Origin of the sequence: Nocardia rhizosphaerihabitans (genome assembly GCF_014646295.1) — a bacterium.
In the GTDB taxonomy this organism is placed as follows: domain Bacteria; phylum Actinomycetota; class Actinomycetes; order Mycobacteriales; family Mycobacteriaceae; genus Nocardia; species Nocardia rhizosphaerihabitans.
Window position 1 is genome coordinate 309,747 of sequence record NZ_BMNE01000006.1, and the last position, 16,900, is coordinate 326,646.

The 16,900-nt window shown below is 69.5% G+C and carries 15 protein-coding genes; 4 read left to right on the forward strand and 11 right to left on the reverse strand.

Features of this window, described 5'->3' with window-relative positions:
- Positions 1 to 35: 35 nt before the first annotated feature.
- A complete protein-coding gene (locus tag IEY60_RS25755; protein ID WP_189033048.1) occupies positions 36 to 797 on the reverse strand; it encodes an SDR family NAD(P)-dependent oxidoreductase in 762 nt (253 codons plus the stop codon).
- A gap of 525 nt (positions 798 to 1,322) precedes the next feature.
- Here IEY60_RS25755 and IEY60_RS25760 point away from each other — a divergent pair.
- Positions 1,323 to 3,584 carry an Hsp70 family protein gene (locus IEY60_RS25760; RefSeq protein ID WP_189033049.1) on the forward strand — a complete coding sequence of 754 codons (2,262 nt, stop codon included), beginning with the start codon at positions 1,323 to 1,325 and terminating at the stop codon, positions 3,582 to 3,584.
- Positions 3,585 to 4,180: 596 nt separating this feature from the next.
- The gene (locus IEY60_RS25765) at positions 4,181 to 4,981 is read left to right on the forward strand and encodes an HAD family hydrolase (RefSeq protein WP_189033050.1); all 801 of its coding nucleotides are present in this window, start codon (positions 4,181 to 4,183) and stop codon (positions 4,979 to 4,981) included.
- Positions 4,982 to 4,985: 4 nt separating this feature from the next.
- Here IEY60_RS25765 and IEY60_RS25770 read toward each other — a convergent pair whose 3' ends face one another.
- Entirely contained in the window at positions 4,986 to 5,408 is a 423-nt protein-coding gene (locus IEY60_RS25770; protein WP_189033051.1) for a VOC family protein, read from the reverse strand.
- Positions 5,409 to 5,498: 90 nt separating this feature from the next.
- Here IEY60_RS25770 and IEY60_RS25775 point away from each other — a divergent pair, with 90 nt between their 5' ends.
- The gene (locus IEY60_RS25775; RefSeq protein ID WP_189033052.1) at positions 5,499 to 6,437 is read left to right on the forward strand and encodes a helix-turn-helix transcriptional regulator; all 939 of its coding nucleotides are present in this window, start codon (positions 5,499 to 5,501) and stop codon (positions 6,435 to 6,437) included.
- 54 nt (positions 6,438 to 6,491) lie between these two features.
- Here the strand turns inward: IEY60_RS25775 and IEY60_RS25780 are convergent, their stop codons facing one another.
- Together IEY60_RS25780 and IEY60_RS25785 are read right to left on the reverse strand one after the other, a co-directional pair.
- Positions 6,492 to 7,196, reverse strand: a complete 705-nt coding sequence (locus IEY60_RS25780) for an SGNH/GDSL hydrolase family protein (protein WP_189033053.1) — start codon at positions 7,194 to 7,196, stop codon at positions 6,492 to 6,494.
- A 9-nt stretch (positions 7,197 to 7,205) separates the two neighbouring features.
- Positions 7,206 to 8,624 (reverse strand): DHA2 family efflux MFS transporter permease subunit, encoded by a 1,419-nt coding sequence (locus IEY60_RS25785; protein WP_189033054.1) that lies wholly within the window; start codon positions 8,622 to 8,624, stop codon positions 7,206 to 7,208.
- Between the two features lie 103 nt (positions 8,625 to 8,727).
- Here IEY60_RS25785 and IEY60_RS25790 point away from each other — a divergent pair, with 103 nt between their 5' ends.
- Entirely contained in the window at positions 8,728 to 9,348 is a 621-nt protein-coding gene (locus tag IEY60_RS25790; RefSeq protein ID WP_189033055.1) for a TetR/AcrR family transcriptional regulator, read from the forward strand.
- 68 nt (positions 9,349 to 9,416) lie between these two features.
- On the opposite strand, the gene IEY60_RS25795 is transcribed toward IEY60_RS25790, so the two are convergent.
- The 7 genes from IEY60_RS25795 to IEY60_RS25825 all read right to left on the reverse strand — a co-directional run bounded on the left by IEY60_RS25795 (position 9,417) and on the right by IEY60_RS25825 (position 16,685).
- Positions 9,417 to 10,385 (reverse strand): DUF8832 domain-containing protein, encoded by a 969-nt coding sequence (locus IEY60_RS25795; RefSeq protein ID WP_229740118.1) that lies wholly within the window; start codon positions 10,383 to 10,385, stop codon positions 9,417 to 9,419.
- 117 nt (positions 10,386 to 10,502) lie between these two features.
- Positions 10,503 to 10,925 (reverse strand): VOC family protein, encoded by a 423-nt coding sequence (locus IEY60_RS25800; protein ID WP_189033056.1) that lies wholly within the window; start codon positions 10,923 to 10,925, stop codon positions 10,503 to 10,505.
- Between the two features lie 32 nt (positions 10,926 to 10,957).
- The gene (locus tag IEY60_RS25805) at positions 10,958 to 11,818 is read right to left on the reverse strand and encodes a sirohydrochlorin chelatase (RefSeq protein ID WP_189033057.1); all 861 of its coding nucleotides are present in this window, start codon (positions 11,816 to 11,818) and stop codon (positions 10,958 to 10,960) included.
- Positions 11,818 to 13,113, reverse strand: a complete 1,296-nt coding sequence (locus IEY60_RS25810; protein WP_189033058.1) for a sulfate adenylyltransferase subunit 1 — start codon at positions 13,111 to 13,113, stop codon at positions 11,818 to 11,820. The genes IEY60_RS25805 and IEY60_RS25810 overlap by 1 nt, the downstream gene beginning before the upstream one ends.
- 82 nt (positions 13,114 to 13,195) lie before the next feature.
- Complete coding sequence (cysD, locus tag IEY60_RS25815; protein ID WP_229740119.1) at positions 13,196 to 14,173, reverse strand: sulfate adenylyltransferase subunit CysD; 978 nt, start codon at positions 14,171 to 14,173, stop codon at positions 13,196 to 13,198.
- On the reverse strand, positions 14,152 to 14,871 hold the full coding sequence (locus tag IEY60_RS25820) for a phosphoadenylyl-sulfate reductase (protein WP_189033060.1): 720 nt from the start codon (positions 14,869 to 14,871) through the stop codon (positions 14,152 to 14,154). Before IEY60_RS25820 ends, cysD begins: the two co-directional genes overlap by 22 nt.
- 20 nt (positions 14,872 to 14,891) lie before the next feature.
- Complete coding sequence (locus IEY60_RS25825; protein ID WP_229740120.1) at positions 14,892 to 16,685, reverse strand: nitrite/sulfite reductase; 1,794 nt, start codon at positions 16,683 to 16,685, stop codon at positions 14,892 to 14,894.
- Positions 16,686 to 16,900: the final 215 nt, after the last annotated feature.

Below are 16,900 nucleotides of genomic sequence, written 5' to 3' on the forward strand. Positions count from 1 at the left end.
CGTCGTCCGCATGCGACGGAGCGGGCCTTCGTCGTTCACTGCGCGGTGAAGCCGCCGTCGACGGTGACCGCGGCTCCGGTGACGAAGGACGCCTCGGCACTGAGCAGGAACGCGCACAGCGCCGCGATCTCCGCGGGCCGGGCGATCCGCCCGATCGGGTGTAGCGCCGCGATCGCCGCCTCGCCCTCCGGGGTGGCGCCCATCGAAGCACGGAAAGCCGGAGTGTCGACCGCGCCGGAGACGAGCGCGTTGACCCGCAGGCCCGCCGCCGCGGTCTCCAGCGCCACCGACCTGGTGAGCCCGACGACACCGTGCTTGGCCGCCACATACGGCGCCACCGACGCCATGCCGACGACCCCGAGGTTGGACGCGTTGTTCAGGATCGTGCCGCCGCCGGAGCCGATGATCGCGGGCACCTGGTGCCGCAGTCCGTGGAACACCCCGGTCAGGTTCAGGTCGAGCTCGGCGCGCCAGGCCGCGTCGTCGATCTCGGCGACCGAGCCGAACGCGGTGACCGCGCCCGCGTTGTTGAACGCCGCGTCGAGCCTGCCGTACTCGGTGAGCGCGGTCTGGGTGAGGCGTTCGACGTCGGCGTCGACCGTGACGTCGGTGGGAACGAACAGCGCGCGTCCGCCCGCCGCGCGGATCTCCTCGGCGACCTGCTCGCCCTGGTCCTTGCCGCGGGACCCGAGCACCACGGCGGCGCCCTCGGACGCGACCCGCTGCGCGACCGCCTTGCCGACGCCGGAACCGGCGCCGGTGACGAGGACGACCTGGTCGGCGAAACGAGTTGACATAGGTATTTCCTTCTCTCCCTTGATATTCGGAGTTCGACTCGGTGTCTCTCCGCACTTCGAGTCAACCGCGGCGAGCAGGCCCGTGCTGGCGGGTATCGGTCGTGACGTTGATGCGTCATAGGTTTCGGCGAGTACTTCGATATGGAGCACTGCAACGCGGCGATATTCGAAATCCGATAGGCGGTAATTGAATTGATTACCGGTCGGTAAGTGCATTAGTTGACGGCAATAACAGACCGAAAGAATGTCTTCGCTAGGGGCTCAAGTCGATTACTCGCGAGTAGCTGGATCTCGGAGTCTGTCAGTCGATTCGGAAGCGTTCAGGGGACTGGACGCTTGTCCGCATCCCTATTAACCTGCGAAAACCATCCGACAAGGGTCAAAGGTCACGTGTTTCGTATCAATCAGGCAGCAATTCGGCTTTGCGCCGGTTAATCTGTGCGAGCTGTTTGGAAGACGACCGCGGCCACATGGTGCGCTCGCGTGCTGGACGTGGTCACGGTGCGTTGACGGGATAGCAAATACATGACCAGAGGTCTGGGCTTCAGCATCGGTACGGTCAATGCGATTACGGCGGCAGTAGCCGATGATCCGGCCAAACCGACGGTGCGCATACGGCGTACCGCACTCACCTTCGACGAAGCGGGCAGGCCCCGCATCGGAGCGATCAACGAATTCGCCTCGGCGGTGACGGATTTCGCGGACCTGGGCCGCGAACCGGAGCCGATGGTGATCGGTGGCCGGTTCTACTCGGCGACCAACCTGATCGCCGCGGTGGTCACGGGGCTCATCGAGCTGGCCGAGCCGGCCGCCGGTGCCGTATTGACCTATCCGGCAGTGTATTCCGACAAACAGGTCGGGCTGCTCGGGCAGGCGCTGCACCTGGCCGGCGCCGGGCAGGTGTTGCTCGCGCCCGAACCGGTCGCCGCCGCGGAATGGCTCGAGGCCGACCAGGGGCCGTTGGCTCCGGGTTTCGTCCTCGTCTACGACCTGGGTGCGAACAGTCTCGACCTCACCGTTCTGCGCGTCGGACCGGACTGGCCGCACCATCCCATGGTCGGAACTCCGATGCGCTCCACCGACTTCGGTGGCAAGCCGCTGGGGGAGATGGTCGCCCGCTACGCCCGTTCGCCCCGGTCGAGCCGCGCCACGCAGATGCTCACCTCGATGGTGAACATCGATGCGCTGCGATCCGAGCACATCCGCGACACCTTCCCCTTGGTCAGCAAGACTGTGGCCGCCGCGGGCCTGCGCTTGGCCGACCTCTCGCGCATCCTGGTAGTCGGCGGGGCTTCGCGTCCGCCCGAGGTCGCGCGCACGCTCGCCGAACTCGGCGTCCCGCTGGTCACTGTCGCCGACCCCGGCCAGGTGGTCGCCTCCGGCGCGGCAGCCTTGGCGGCCCGCACGTTCGCCCCCGTGCAGCAGGGTGGTTCCTCGGCGCCGCATGTCGCCGTCTTCTCCAGCGCGGCAGTGGTGTCCGCGCTCGCCATGTCGGCGATGACGGTGTTCGGCAGCCCCTTCGACCCCGGCCTGACCCCGGTCCTCGACCGTTTCCCCGCCCTCGGCGCCCCCGCCGACGCGCTGCTCTACGACATGAGCGCCGACCTCGTCGCCGCCCAGACCTCCGGTCTCCTCGGCGCCGTCGACCCGCTCACCGGCCGGGTCCGCGTCGCGGGCGCAGCTGCCGTCGCCGCGCAGACGGCCTACGAGATGATCGTCGCCCCCGCGACCGCCGGCCGCGACAACACCCGCACCGGCGGCGAGCGCGGCGGCCCCGGCCACCAGGACACCCGCGACGACTGTCGCTCACCGCTGGCCAGGACCACCTACGGCGACCCGGCCCGCTTCATCAACCCCCTGCCCTTCCACCTCGGGGCTCCCGCCCAGAACGCCCCCACCAACCCGGGCACCCCCGACCTCCCGGGACCGATCCCCGGACCCGGTTCGGGCATCCCTTCGATCCCCACGCCGGGCACACCCACCGACCCCGGTGCCACGACTCCCGGCACGGCCCCCGCCCCCACCACACCGACGGGCGGCACGACAGCGCCCTCCACCGACACCTCGGGATCGGTCGGTGGAAGCGATACGGGCACAGCGCCTTCCGGCCCGACCGATGGCGGCGACACCAGCGGCACGGCACCCGGGGGTACCTCGCCCGGCGGAACAACCGGCACCGGCCCGACCGACGGGGGCGCGCCCAGCGGCGGAACAACGGATGGCACCGGGACCTCAGCAGGCGGCGCGTCAGACGGCGCGTCGGGCGGTGATACCAGCGGCGGCTCGGACAGTGGTGCTTCCGGCGGTGGTGTGTCGGGTGGTGGTGCTTCCGGTGGTGGTGCGTCGGGTGGTGGTGCTTCCGGCGGTGGTGCGTCGGGTGGTGGTGCTTCCGGCGGTGGTGCCTCAGGTGGCGGCGCATCTGGCGGTGGTGCCTCAGGTGGCGGCGCATCTGACGGTGGTGCCTCAGGTGGCGGCGCATCCGGTGGCGGGGCTTCCGGCGGAAGTGACTCGGGCGGTGACACTTCCGGTGGTGGCGCTTCCGGCGGCGGTGCGTCGAGTGGTGGCGCTTCCGGTGGCGGTGTGTCGGGTGGCGGTGCTTCCGGCGGTGGCGCTTCCAGCGGTGGTGCGTCGGGTGGTGGTGCTTCCGGCGGCGACTCGAGCGGGAAGGCATCCTCCGGCGGAAAAGCATCCTCGGGTGGCGCGTCTTCCGGCGGCTCCATGGGCGGCGGCGCTGGCGGTGGCGGCGGTGGCGGCGCCGGCGGAGGCGGAGGCGGTTCCCGCCGCTGAATGGCCAGGCCCTCAGCCGGAACACCGCACGGCGAACGGCGAGTCCTCGCATTCGTACCGATGACTGGGTGAGTCGGCCGACGGCTCCCACTGCACCATGCGGGGGCTGGTCGTGGCGGCGGCGGGACGGATCCGCCGCTGAGCGGCCAGTCCTATTCACCCGCAACATCTTTCCGGCAAAGGGCGGCCGCTCGCCTTCGTCTCGTACGGAATGAGCCGAGCCGCACCGGTGGCGGCGGAATCGTTGGCGTCGCCCTGTGGCTAAGCGATGCGCATCGTATAGCCACGCCCTGGCGGAGTGGCGGAGTCGCATGCGGTATGAGCTGCGGTCACTCGCATCGGAATGTGCACACCAGGGTCGATGGGATCGGTGGTGGCTGCCTCAACGGAGATCCGCCCTGCGGTGTAATCGGATGTTCCTGTGTGGGCGGCGGCCTCGCTGTTCTGTTGATCTGCAACGCCTGTGGATCGGCGTCGGGTCGTTCGGCTGAGGCGGTGGGACCGGGATGCGGAGGGGGAGTGGCCGATCGGCGATTGTTGCTGGTAGCGGTGGTGAATTTCGCGTGGGTGTAGGTGGGGGCGGGCACAATAGGGGAATGGCAGGACTCGGGGGAGCGCCGAAATTGATTGCGCTCGATGTGGACGGAACTCTGTTGGCTACGGGGTTCGCGATCAGCGCGCGGGTCGCGGCGGCGGTGGGGGCCGCGGTGGCGGCGGGGGCGCATGTCGTGGTGACGACCGGGCGCACCGTGCTGACAACGCGGCCGGTGCTGAAGGAATTGGGGCTCACCGAAGGGCACGCGTTGTGTTCCAACGGGGCCGTGCACGTCGACGTCGCGCGCGGCGAACCGGTCGCGGTGCAGTCGTTCGATCCAGGGCCCGCCGTGCTCGCGTTGCGGGCGCTGTTCCCCGACATGATCTTCGCGGCCGAACGGGTGGGCGAGGGCGTCTGGGCGACGGGCCACGGACCGGGGGAATTCTCCATCGGCGAGTTCCTGCTGGTCGATCATCACATGCTGAGCAGTGCGCCGACGCCACGGCTCAACGGCTGGTGGCCCGGCGGCAGCGCCGAGGAGATGGTGCGGCTGCTCGCCACGCTGGTGGTGCCCGATACCTCCTGGGTGCACGGTGAATTCGGCCCGTGGCTCACCGTGTCACGGCGCGGGGTGTCCAAAGGCTGGGCGCTCGAACGACTCCGGCGCTCGCTCGGCGTCGAACCGGAGGCGACACTGGCCATCGGCGACGGCTTCAACGATCGCGAGATGCTGCGCTGGGCGGCGCATTCGGTCGCGATGGCAGGCTCGCCCGACGCGGTGCTCGCGCTGGCCGACGAGGTGACCGGCGACGTCGCCGAGGACGGTGTCGCCACCGTCCTCGAACGCTGGTTCGCCGCCTGAGCCGTCAGGCCGAGGCCGCCGCGTCCCGGTCGGCGGTCATCGCGACGAAGTGCGGGTTGCTCATGATCCCGAGGACATTGCCGAACGGATCGAGCACCGCCGCGGTCGCGAACCCGGCACCCTCACCGCGCTCGGTGATCGGCTCGTACTCGGTGGCGCCCAGCTCGAGCAGGCGGGCGAAGGTCGCGGCGAGGTCCTCGACATGCCAGAACACGACACCGCCGCCGCCGGGCGCATTGCGCGCCCCCGCGGGAGCGTAGGCGCGATTGATGATGCCGAGTTCGGCCTGCATCGGCCCGACCCGGAACTCGTAGTAGCCACCCGGCACCTCGTAATACGGTGCGATGCCGAGGAATTCGGCGTACCAGTCCTTGGCGGCGGTGAGGTCGTCGGCGTAGTAGGTGGTGGTGGCCATTCCGCGCAGCATGTCTGCTCCTGTGTCGTCGTTGTGGTGAGAACAACTCTGCCAGCCAAACTGCTCACCGAATGAGCACTTTGTTCGGCAGAATCATCGAGTATGCGAGCGGACAGATTGGTAGCCACCCTGCTGTTGATGCAGGCGCGGGGCCGGGTGACGGCCGCCGAGGTCGCCACCGAACTCGAGGTGTCGGTCGCGACCGCGCGCCGCGACCTGGAGGCATTGTCGGCGGCCGGTATTCCGGTGTATCCCCAGGCCGGGCGTGGTGGCGGGTGGTCGTTGATCGGTGGCGCCCGCACCGACCTGTCCGGGCTGACGGCGGGTGAGACGCGGGCACTGTTCCTGCTGGCAGGCCCCGCGGCGCAGGCCGCACCCGAGCTGAAGTCCGCGCTGCGCAAGCTGGTGCGGGCGCTGCCGCACACCTTCCGCGAGGACGCGGCCGCCGCGGCCGATGCGGTGGTCGTCGACCCGGCCCGCTGGGGCCGTCCGGATCCGGAACCGCCTGCCGCACTGTCGTCGCTGCAACAGGCGGTGGTGGATCGGCGGCGGGCGCGCATCGAGTACGTGCGATCGGGGGAGCGCACCGTGCGCACGGTGAGCCCCTGGGGTCTGGTGGAGAAGGAAACGGTCTGGTACCTGATCGCGGGCACCGACCGCGGCCGCCGCACCTTCCGCCTCGACCGGATCGGCGAGGTCACTCTCCTCGACGAAACAGCCGACCGCCCCGCAGATTTCGATCTGCAGGCCGAGTGGTCGCAGATCGTGACCCGGATGGAGGAGCGTCGCGCCGCCGTGGCCGCCACGGTCCTCGTCTCCGCCGCGCTGGCCCCGATCCTGGCCGATCAGCAGGGCCGTAACTGCACCCTGCTGGGGCCCGCGGACGACGGCCGGGTCCGAGCCGAGATCACGGCCGACACCGCGAAGATGGTCGCCCGGCAACTGGCGGGCTGGGGTGCCGACGTGGAAGTCGTCGGGCCGCCGGAAGTCCGGGCGGAACTCGTCACCTTGGGCACCGAGCTGGTGCGCGGCAACAGCTGACTGCGTCGCGATCGCTATCCCGCCGATCGGTCGCAATCTGGACCATCGGCGCGGTTAGCGCGTGCCTTGGCTGCGATCGAGCCGCCTGGCCAGGGCGCGGATGACCTCACTCGCCACCACCGCGTGCCCACTCGTCGTGAAATGGATGAGGTCGGCACTCATCAGAGTCGCCCGCGTCCGCACCGGGTGATCCCAGAACTCGGTGAGCACCGCGTCGTATTCGGTGGCGACCGAGCGGATCACCTCGTTCATCGCGGCCATCCGCGGCCGCATCGCCCGCATCGGCGCCATCCGCTCGACGCCCCAGACGTCGGCTACCGTGAACACCGACACCAGCGCCCCCGCCTCCGTCAGCGCGGTGAACATCGCGGACAGGTTCTCCCGCAGCAGGCCGGGATCACCTCCCGCCTCGAAAAGATCGTTCCCGCCGCAGCTGACGTGCACGAGATCCGGTGCGAATTCCAGGATCCCGGGCAGCTGGTGCTCGCGAACCTGGGTGCTGGTGGCGCCGACGCGCCCGGTATTGCGGTAGGCCAGTGCGGGATTCGCCGCGGACAAGGTAGCCGCGACCCGGTCCGCCCAGCCGGTGGACGCGTAGCCGGGGCTCGGGTCGCCGGTGCCCGCGGCGATCGAATCGCCCAGCACGGCGAAGCGCCGCCATGGCGCGTCACGCAGCAGCGCGACCGCCTGATCGGCGGCGAGCAACAGCGGGTCGTCGGCCTCGGTGAACGGTTCGGACAACGGTGTGGTGGAAGACATCTCGAACTCCTAATCCTGTGTGGTGGAACGGGCGACGGAGGGCACGGCCAGCAAGACGGCGGACGCGACACCGAGCACCGCACCCACGGCGAACACGGTGTGGAAGGCACGCACCGCGTCGTCGGACACGGCGGTGAGAACAGCGGCGAGTATCGCGACTCCGAGCGCGCCACCCACCTGGCGGGCGGTCGTGTTCATGCCGATGCCCGCCGCGAACTGCTGCGGGGGAACCGAACTGGCGGCCGCGGTGCCGAGCACGGTGATGACGACGCCGACACCGCCGCCACTGAGCAGCCCGGCGGGAATCCACGCCGACCACAGCGCTGGATCGGGCCCGAACGCGTCGGTACTCATCCACCCCAGCCCGGCGGCGTACATCAGCGCGCCGACCACGCCGGCCCAGCGCTGACCTGACGCGGTGGTGATCCGCCCCGTGATCATCGAAGCGACCATCGAGGCCGCGGCGCCGACGGTGAGCGCCGCCGCCGACTGGAGCACGGAGTAGCCCCAGACCTCGTCGAGGAACATCGGCCCGGCCAGCAGCCAGGCGAACATCGTCGCACCGAACAGGAACGAGCCCGCGTTGGCGAGCGCGAATTGCCGGTTCCGCCACAGCGATACGGCCACGGCCGGATCCGGGTGACGCAGCGAGCGAGCCAGCGCGTACACCACGAGCACGGTGCCGCCGATCAGCGCGATCAGCGTGCCCGGCGCGGTCCATCCCCAGCTCTGGCCTTCGGTGACGGCCGCGACGACCGCGCCGAGGCCCAGTGCGACGGCGAGGATGCCGACCGGATCGGGCAGCGCGGAGTCGCGACGCGTGTCCTCGGCCACCGGCAGGCGCAGACCCGGCACGATCAACGCGATCGCGATCGGCACGTTGACGAGGAAGATCGCCCGCCAGCCGAGGCTCTCGACGAGCCCGCCGCCGATCGCCGGACCGACCACCGCGGCGAATCCGCCCGCCGCCGACCACGCGCCGATGGCCGCGCCGATCTTCTCCCGTGGCGTGGCCGCCAGGACGAGGCCGAGCGCGGCGGGCACCATGAACGCCGCCGTCATGCCCTGCAGAATGCGTCCGGCGATGAGCCATCCGGCGCTGGGCGCGAGCCCGCACAGCAGCGAGGTGACGGCGAAACCCGCCAGCGACAACGCGAACAGCCTGCGCCGGCCGAGCACATCGGCGAGGCGGCCCGCGGGGGTGAGCAGCGCGGCGAAGGCGACCGCGTACCCGCTGACGATCCAGGTCAGGGTGCTGGTCGGGGTGCCGGGGTAGGTCGTGGCGATGGTCGGGAAGGCGATATTGACCACGGACAGATCGAGCAGGGCGATGAACGCGGCGCCGATCGCCACGGCCAGCGTGCGGCCCGCGGCGTCGGTGCCCGTGCTGGTCGGCGAACCTTCGGGCCGCGCGGAAACGTCGGTCATGGAGGGGTTCCTTCACGGAGGAGATAAAGAGCGTACGATCGTTCGTACATTAAAGTACGACCGATCGTTCTCCTAGGCAAGAGGTGGTGGAACAATGGCAGCCATGACCCAGACCGAGCCCGGCGATCAACGACTGGCCAAGGGCGCTCGAGCCAGGGCGACCATCGCCCGCCGCGCCGCCGAGCTCGCCTCCGTCGAAGGCCTCGACGGCCTCAGTATCGGCATGCTCGCCACCGACCTGGGCATCAGCAAGAGCGGTATCGCCACGCTCTTCGGCACCAAGGAAGCGCTCCAGCTGGCCGCCGTGCAGACCGCTCGTGAGGTGTTCATCGAACGGGTGATCGCGCCGAGTCTGCGCGAACCACGCGGAGCGGGCCGGGTACGGGCTCTGATCGAGCGCTGGTTCGCGCACATCGAGCAGCCACCCTTTCCCGGCGGCTGCTTCCGCGTCGCCACGCTGACCGAATTCAGCAGTAAGCCGGGGCCCGTTCGCGACGCCGTGGTCGCCGACCACGACGAGTGGCTTGCCATCCTGGCCGGGGAGATCCGCAAGGCCCAGACGGTCGGCGACTTCGCCGGTGTCGACGCCGAACTCCTGGTTTTCGAGCTCGACGCGGTCGTCAGCGCCGCCAATATCGCCCGCCAGATCGGTGATACGGCGCGAGTCGATGCCGCGCGCGCCATCGCGACGCGGCTGCTGTCCGCGGGGTCGATGCAGGTCTGAGAACTGTGCAAATGCGGACGGCGCCGATACCCATGTCGGGTAGCGACGCCGTCGTGTGGGGGCGGTGATCAGTGGTGGTGTGCGTGCTGCGGTGCGGCGAAACCCGCGGTCAGGGTGAACGCGGCGGTGCGGACGACGTCGCCGTGCCGGAAATCGAGGAACGCCCGGTAGGTGCCCGGACCGGGAACCGCTGTGTGGAAGGTGATCTCCGGCCCCGCCGGGGTGATCCCGTCGCCCGGCTCGCCATTGGGGTGCACGTGCACGTAGGCGAGATCGCCTGCCCGCAGGATCACGAGGTGGCCGAAGGCGGCCAGGTAGGGCTGTAGATCCGTCACCGGCACACCGTCTTTGCGCACGGTGAGCGTCAGCAGATCGCCCTCGGCGCGCAACTCGCCGTCGACGGTCACCTCGTAGCCGTCGACCTTCGCGTTCCGGCCGACGGCTGGAACCGGCTGCGGCGCATAGTGACCCGCGAGGGCGAGATCGGCGCCGAGAGTGATCGTCCGGCCGAGTGCGCGCGGCGCGATATCGGTGAACACGCGGTAGGCGCCCGCCTCCGGCAGGTCGAGGCGGATGGCCCAGGTGCCGTCGGCCTCGCGCACCGGATGGACGTGCCAGAACCCGGTCAGCTCCCGCCGCGCGACGATCAGATGCAGCTCGCGATCGTGAATCGGATCGAACTCGGTGACGGCGGTCCCGTCCGGCCCGAGGATCCGGAACCGCAAGTCGATGCCGCCCGGCTCGGCGATTGTGGTCTCGAGATCGAGGGTGTACCCGTCCTGGGTGATCAGCAGTCCGCCTGGTGTGCCCGCCGCGTGGCCCGCGTGGGCGTCACCGTGCCCGGCGTGGCCCGCGTGCTCGTCGACGGGGGCGTGCTCGGGTGCGGCGTGCTTGCCGTGATGCTGGTGTGCCGCGTGGCCGTTGGTATCGATCCTGTGCCCGGCATGGTTGTCCTGGTGTCCCGCGTGCGCGGGCTGGGTCGCGGTGTCAGCGTGTCCGGCGTGGGTGTGCTGTCCGGCGTGGGCGTTGGTGGTCATCGTTTTCGCCTCTCAGTTCGCTGTGCTTCTGAGAGGAAATGTATACCCCAGGGGGGTATGCAGTAAAGGTGATGAGCTGTGAACTGGATCACGCAGGAGGTGAAGGCTGAGATGTCGCTAAGCGGCGGGGGAGCCCGACGACGTAGGGCGGGGACGATGCGCTCGGATATCCACGGGACGCCCATCGGGATCGTGCGCAGTCATCGTCCATTGCGTGGGCAGCGTCTCGATCGGCCCCACCGGCCATCCGGCCGCCAGGATCCGATCGCGAACCTCGCGCAGTTGTGCGTGGGTCCCCACCCGCAGTCCCCAGCCCGCCCGGCCCAGCGGGTCGGTGTCGGTGCGCGGAATGGTCGCGGTCTCGACGATCATCAGATGGTCGTTGCCGCCGACGTCGACCACCGCTATCCGAGGATCGGACGGAGTCGCCGCGCGCTCGAAGGCGAGCACCGCCCCGAGCATGTCGGCATAGAAGGCCACGAGCCGGTCGAGGTCGGGAGTGGCGAGCGTCAGGTGATTGATTCCGAGAAGTTCGGGCATGGCAGGCCCCACTGTATCGGTGCCACGTGAATTCAGGCGGTGAGTTCGAGCTCAGCCACGATCGCGCTGTCGTAGCGAGCCCAGACCACGTCGGTCAGCGCCGAGTGCGCCCCGATGACGCCCGCGTGCACGACATCGGGAGCCGCGGCGACGAGCCGATCGGTGAGCAGCCCGGGAGCGAGGAACCACGGCGCCACCACGATCTGCTCGGCACCACGGGCACGCAGCCGGTCGATGGCGACGCTGATGCCGGGTTCTACTGTCGCGAAGCACATTTCGGTACGGACGCCGGTTCGCGCCGCCAACCGCCGTGCCACCGCGGCGGTCCGCCCATTGGCGGCCGCATCACGTGATCCGACGGCGGCGACTGCCACGCCCAGCGATCCCGCATGCCCCGCTGCGAGGTTGAGAGCCCCTGGGAGACAGCCGGTTATGCCGAAGAGGTGCGCCGGGATCTGGTCCGCGAACGGCTGAGCCGTGGCCGCGAGGACCCGGTCGGCCAGCGCGTCGATCAGTCGCGGGTCGGCGCCGAGGACGTCGGCCTGCGTGAGCTGCAGTCGGGGATGACGGCGACCGGCATCGGCGAGGAGCGCGGGCAGGTCGACGCGGGCGTGAAAAGCATTGCCCAGCAAGAGGGGAACAACGATCGCCTCGGTGTGCCCCTGGGCGGCGAGGTCGTCGACAACCTGATCCACCAGGGGCGTGCTCAGATCGAGGAACGCCAGCCGGACGGTGAGATCCGGTCGGGCGGCGGCGATTTCGGCGACCGCGGCCGCCATCGTCGCCGCCGAACGCGGATCGCGGCTGCCGTGGGCGACCGCGATCAGCGCGGGCTCGCCACCGCTGCGCGGCCCCACAGCGGGGCCGCGCAGCGGGGCGAGCGTTCGATTCATCAGACCGCGGTACCGACCTCGACGGAGGTCAGCACATCGCCGACCAGGCCCGCGGCGAGGGTGTTGCCACCGGCGGGGTCGATCAGCAGGAACGACCCGGTGTGCCGGTTGGTGCGGTAGTCGTCGGCCGGGATCGGCTCGGCCAGCCGCAGCGAGACCCGGCCGATGTCGTTGAGCTCCAACGACTCCGGGCTCTCCTGCGCGGTCAGGGTCTGCTCGTCGAAGCGCTCCACGAGCGCGCCGACGATGGCCTGGGTGGTCTTGGCGCCGTGCTTGAGCAGCAGCCGCGCGCCGGGGCGCAGCGCCTTGTCGCCGAGCCAGCACACGGTCGCGTCGAAGGTGTCGATCGGCTCCGGCGCGTCGGCGGGGGAGGCGATGATGTCGCCGCGCGAGATGTCGACCTCGTCGGCGAGCAGCAGCGTGACACTGCGACCCACCTGCGCGACCGCCAGCTCACCGTCGGGGGTGTCGACGCGTTCGACGGTGGTGCGCTTGCCCGAGGGCAGCACCACGATCTCGTCGCCGGGGGAGACCGAACCGGCCGCGATCTGACCCGCGTAGCCGCGGTAGTCGGGGTACTCGGCGGTGCGCGGACGGATCACGTACTGCACCGGGAAACGCAGGCCAAGCGCGTGCGTTCCGGTCGAATCCGCGTCCACCGGAACCGATTCCAGGTGCTCGATGAGCGAGGGGCCGTCGTAGTACGGGGTGTTGGCCGACCTGCTGGCGATGTTGTCACCGTGCAGTGCGGACACCGGGATCTCGAGGACGTCCTCGTCGGCCCAGCCCAGCTTCGAGGTGAGCGTGTTGAACTCGGACGAGATCGCGGCGAACACCTCGGCCGGGTTGTCGACCAGGTCGATCTTGTTCACGGCCAGCACCAGCTTCGGCACGCCGAGCAGCGCCAGCACGGCGGCGTGCCGGCGGGTCTGCTCGATGACGCCCTTGCGCGCGTCGACCAGCAGGATCACCAGCTGCGCGGTGGACGCGCCGGAGACCGTGTTGCGGGTGTACTGCACGTGCCCCGGGGTATCGGCGAGCACGAAAGAGCGCTTGGGCGTGGCGAAGTAGCGGTAGGCCACGTCGATGGTGATGCCCTGCTCACGCTCGGCGCGCAGACCGTCGACGAGCAGCGACAGGTCGGGGGTCGACAGACCCTTGTCGACCGAGGCGCGGGTGACGGCATCGATCTGATCGGCCAGCACGGACTTCGTGTCGTAGAGCAGCCGTCCGACCAAGGTGGACTTGCCGTCGTCGACAGAACCGGCGGTGGCCAGGCGAAGTAGGTCGCTCACCGTCGCGCCTCCGTCCGACCAGCGTGGCTGTGCCCATGGTCGTCGACAGAACCGGCGGTGGCCAGCCTCAATAGGTCGGACATCAGAAATAACCCTCTCGCTTGCGGTCTTCCATGGCGGCCTCGGACACGCGGTCGTCGCCACGGGTCGCACCACGTTCGGTCAGTCGGGACGCGGCGACCTCGGCCAGGATGGCCTCGTTGTCGGCGGCGTCGGAGATGATGGCGCCGGTCGTCGAGCCGTCGCCGACGGTGCGGTAGCGCACCGACCGGGTCTCGAGCACCTCGTTGTCGTTCGGGCCGCCCCACACACCGGGGGTCATCCACATGCCGTCGCGCTGGTACACCGGGCGCTCGTGGGCGTAGTAGATGCTGGCCAGATCGATGTCCTCGCGGGCGATGTAGCGCCAGATGTCGAGCTCGGTCCAGTTGCTCAGCGGGAACACGCGCACGTGCTCACCCGGCGCGTGCTTGCCGTTGTAGAGGTTCCACAGCTCGGGACGCTGACGCTTCGGGTCCCACTGGCCGAAGGCGTTGCGCAGCGAGAAGATCCGCTCCTTGGCGCGCGAGCGCTCCTCGTCGCGGCGACCGCCGCCGAAGACCGCGTCGAAGCGGTGCTCGGTGATGGCGTCGAGCAGCGGCACGGTCTGCAGCGGGTTGCGGATGCCGTCGGGGCGCTCGGTGAGGCGGCCGTCGGCCAGATACTCCTCGACCGAGGCCACGTGCAGGCGCAGCCCGTACTTCTCCACCACCTTGTCGCGGAACTCGAGCACCTCGTCCAGGTTGTGCCCGGTGTCGACGTGCAGCAGCGCGAACGGCAGCGGCGCGGGCCAGAAGGCCTTGAGCGCCAGATGCAGCAGCACCGTGGAGTCCTTGCCGCCGGAGAACAGGATCACCGGCCGCTCGAACTCGCCCGCGACCTCACGGAAGATGTGGATCGCCTCGGACTCCAGCGCCGCGAGGGTGTCGAACTCGGTCAGGCCGAGGTCGCGTTCGGTGGTGTCGGTACTCACAGGCTCACTCCCGGTGGTGGTGATGGTCATGATTGGTGCAATCCGCATTCGGTCTTGGCGAGGCCGGCCCAGCGGCCACTGCGCGGATCGGACCCCGGTTCGGGCTTGCGCGTGCACGGTGCGCAGCCGATGGACGGGTAACCCTCCTCCACCAGGGGATTGATGAGAATGCCGTTGGCCTCGATGTAGGCCTGCATCTCGTCGTCGGACCACGGTGCGATCGGATTGATCTTCACCAGGCCGAAGGCTTCGTCGAAGGAGATCAGCGGCGCGTTGGCGCGGGTGGGCGCCTCGACCCGGCGGATGCCGGTGATCCACGCGTTGTAGCCGGTCAGCGACTTCTTCAGCGGGACGACCTTGCGCAGCCTGCAGCATTCGGCGGCGTCACGGGCGAACAGATCCTTGCCGAGCAACTCGTCCTGCTCGGCGACGCTGTGCTCCGGACGCACGTTCACCACGTTCACCCCGTACACGGCCTCGACCGCGTCGCGCGTGCCGATGGTCTCGGCGAAGTGGTAGCCGGTGTCGAGGAACAGCACGTCGACGCCGGGACGGGTCTGTGCGGCCAGGTGCACCAGCACGCCGTCCTGCATGTTCGACGCGACGATGTAGCCGTTGCCGAACGTGCGGTCGGTCCAGGCGATCAGGTCGGCGGCCGAGGCCTCGGTGCCGAGTTCGGCCGCGCCCTGCTCGGCGATGGCGCGCAGCTCGTCTTCGGACAGCTTCGCGGCGAGATTCGTTGTCACTGTGGGGATCTCCTCATCGACTATCGGAGGTCGGCCTCGTCGGCGCGCACTGCCCACACCGCGAAACGTTCACCGGATTCCCGGTTCTTGACGAAGTTGCGGACGACGCGATCGATGTAGTCGCCGAGCTCGACGCTGGTCACCTTGTGCTGACGCAGCTTCCGGCCGAACCCGCTGTCCAGGCCGAGGCTGCCACCCAGGTGAACCTGGAAACCCTCGACCTGATTCCCGTTGCCGTCGTCGACGAGCTGACCCTTGAAGCCGATGTCGGCGATCTGAGACCGGCCGCACGAGTTCGGGCAGCCGTTGATGTTGATGGTGATCGGCACGTCGAGCTCGGCATTGATGTCGGCCAGGCGCTGCTCGAGCTCCGGCGCCAGCACCTGCGAGCGCTTACGGGTCTCGACGAAGGACAGCTTGCAGAACTCGATGCCACTGCAGGCGAGCAGGTTTCGCCGCCAGATCGACGGACGCGCCTGCAGGCCGAGCGGTTCCAGCTCGTCGATCAGCGCGTCGACCTGGTCGTCGGCGATGTCGAGGATGATCAGCTTCTGGTACGGGGTGAACCGGACCCGGTCCGAGCCGTACTTCTCGGCGGCGTCGGCGACCTTGCTCAGGATGGTGCCCGAGACGCGACCGGCGATGGGGGAGAAGCCGACGGCGTTGAGACCGTTGCGCAGCTTCTGCACGCCGACGTGGTCGATCGGCTTGGCCGGCTGCTCCGGGGCGGGACCGTCGATCAGCTTGCGCTCGAGGTACTCGTCCTCGAGGACCTGGCGGAACTTCTCGATGCCCCAGTCCTTGATCAGGAACTTCAGGCGGGCCTTGGTGCGCAGGCGACGGTAGCCGTAGTCGCGGAACAGCGAGACGACGGCTTCCCACACGTCGGGCACCTCGTCGAGCGGCACCCACGCGCCGACGCGCTTGGCCAGCATCGGGTTGGTCGACAGACCGCCGCCGACCCACAGGTCGAGGCCGGGGCCGTGCTCGGGGTGGTTCACGCCGACGAAGGCGACGTCGTTGATCTCGTGCACCACGTCCTGCTGGCCCGAGATCGCGGTCTTGAACTTGCGGGGAAGGTTGGAGTACTCCTTCTTCCCGATGTAGCGCTTGACGATCTCATCGATCGCCCAGGTCGGGTCGATGATCTCGTCGAGGGACTCACCGGCCAGCGGCGAACCAAGGACAACGCGCGGGCAGTCGCCGCACGCCTCGGTGGTGTGCAGGCCGACCGATTCCAGCCGCCGCCAGATCTCCGGGACGTTCTCGACCTCGATCCAGTGGTACTGGACGTTCTCGCGGTCCGAGAGGTCGGCGGTGTCGCGACCGAACTCGGTGGAGATCTGGCCGATGGTGCGCAGCTGGGCGACGTTGAGCGCGCCGGCGTCGCAGCGCACCCGCATCATGAAGTACTTGGCTTCGAGGATGTCGATGTTGTCGTCGTCGGTCCAGGTGCCGTCGTAGCCCTCTTCGCGCTGGGTGTAGAGACCCCACCAGCGGAAACGGCCACGCAGATCAGCCTTGTCGATCGAGTCGAAGCCGCCCTTGGCGTAGATGTTCTCGATACGCGCGCGCACGTTGAGCGGGTTGTCGTCCTTCTTGGACTGCTCGTTCGGGTTCAGCGGCTCGCGATAGCCGAGGGCCCACTGGCCTTCGGAGCGGCGGCGGACCGGCTTGCCGGTGCGCTCGCGCGGCGCGACGGGGGCTTCGCTGCGCGGCCGATCGGGCCGCACGCGGCGTTCGGCTGCCGGGCGCTCGGGGCGGGCCTGCGCCGTCGACTGTTCGGTCGAAGCGGCGTCGGTGCTCGACGTCATGTGGGGTCGCTCCTGCGGGGTGGGTGGTACATCCGTGCTGAAGGCGCGAGGGGCTGGCTCGCGTCAGGTGGTCAGCGGGCCGATGAGAGTCGATGGCACCGGGGGATACCCGGGCGTGGACGCCGCTGCGCTACCGGTGGAAACCGGGCCGACAACAGGCGCTGCAGACACGCTGGAAGTCGACGTGGCGCCGGGCCACGAGTCGTACTCCAGTT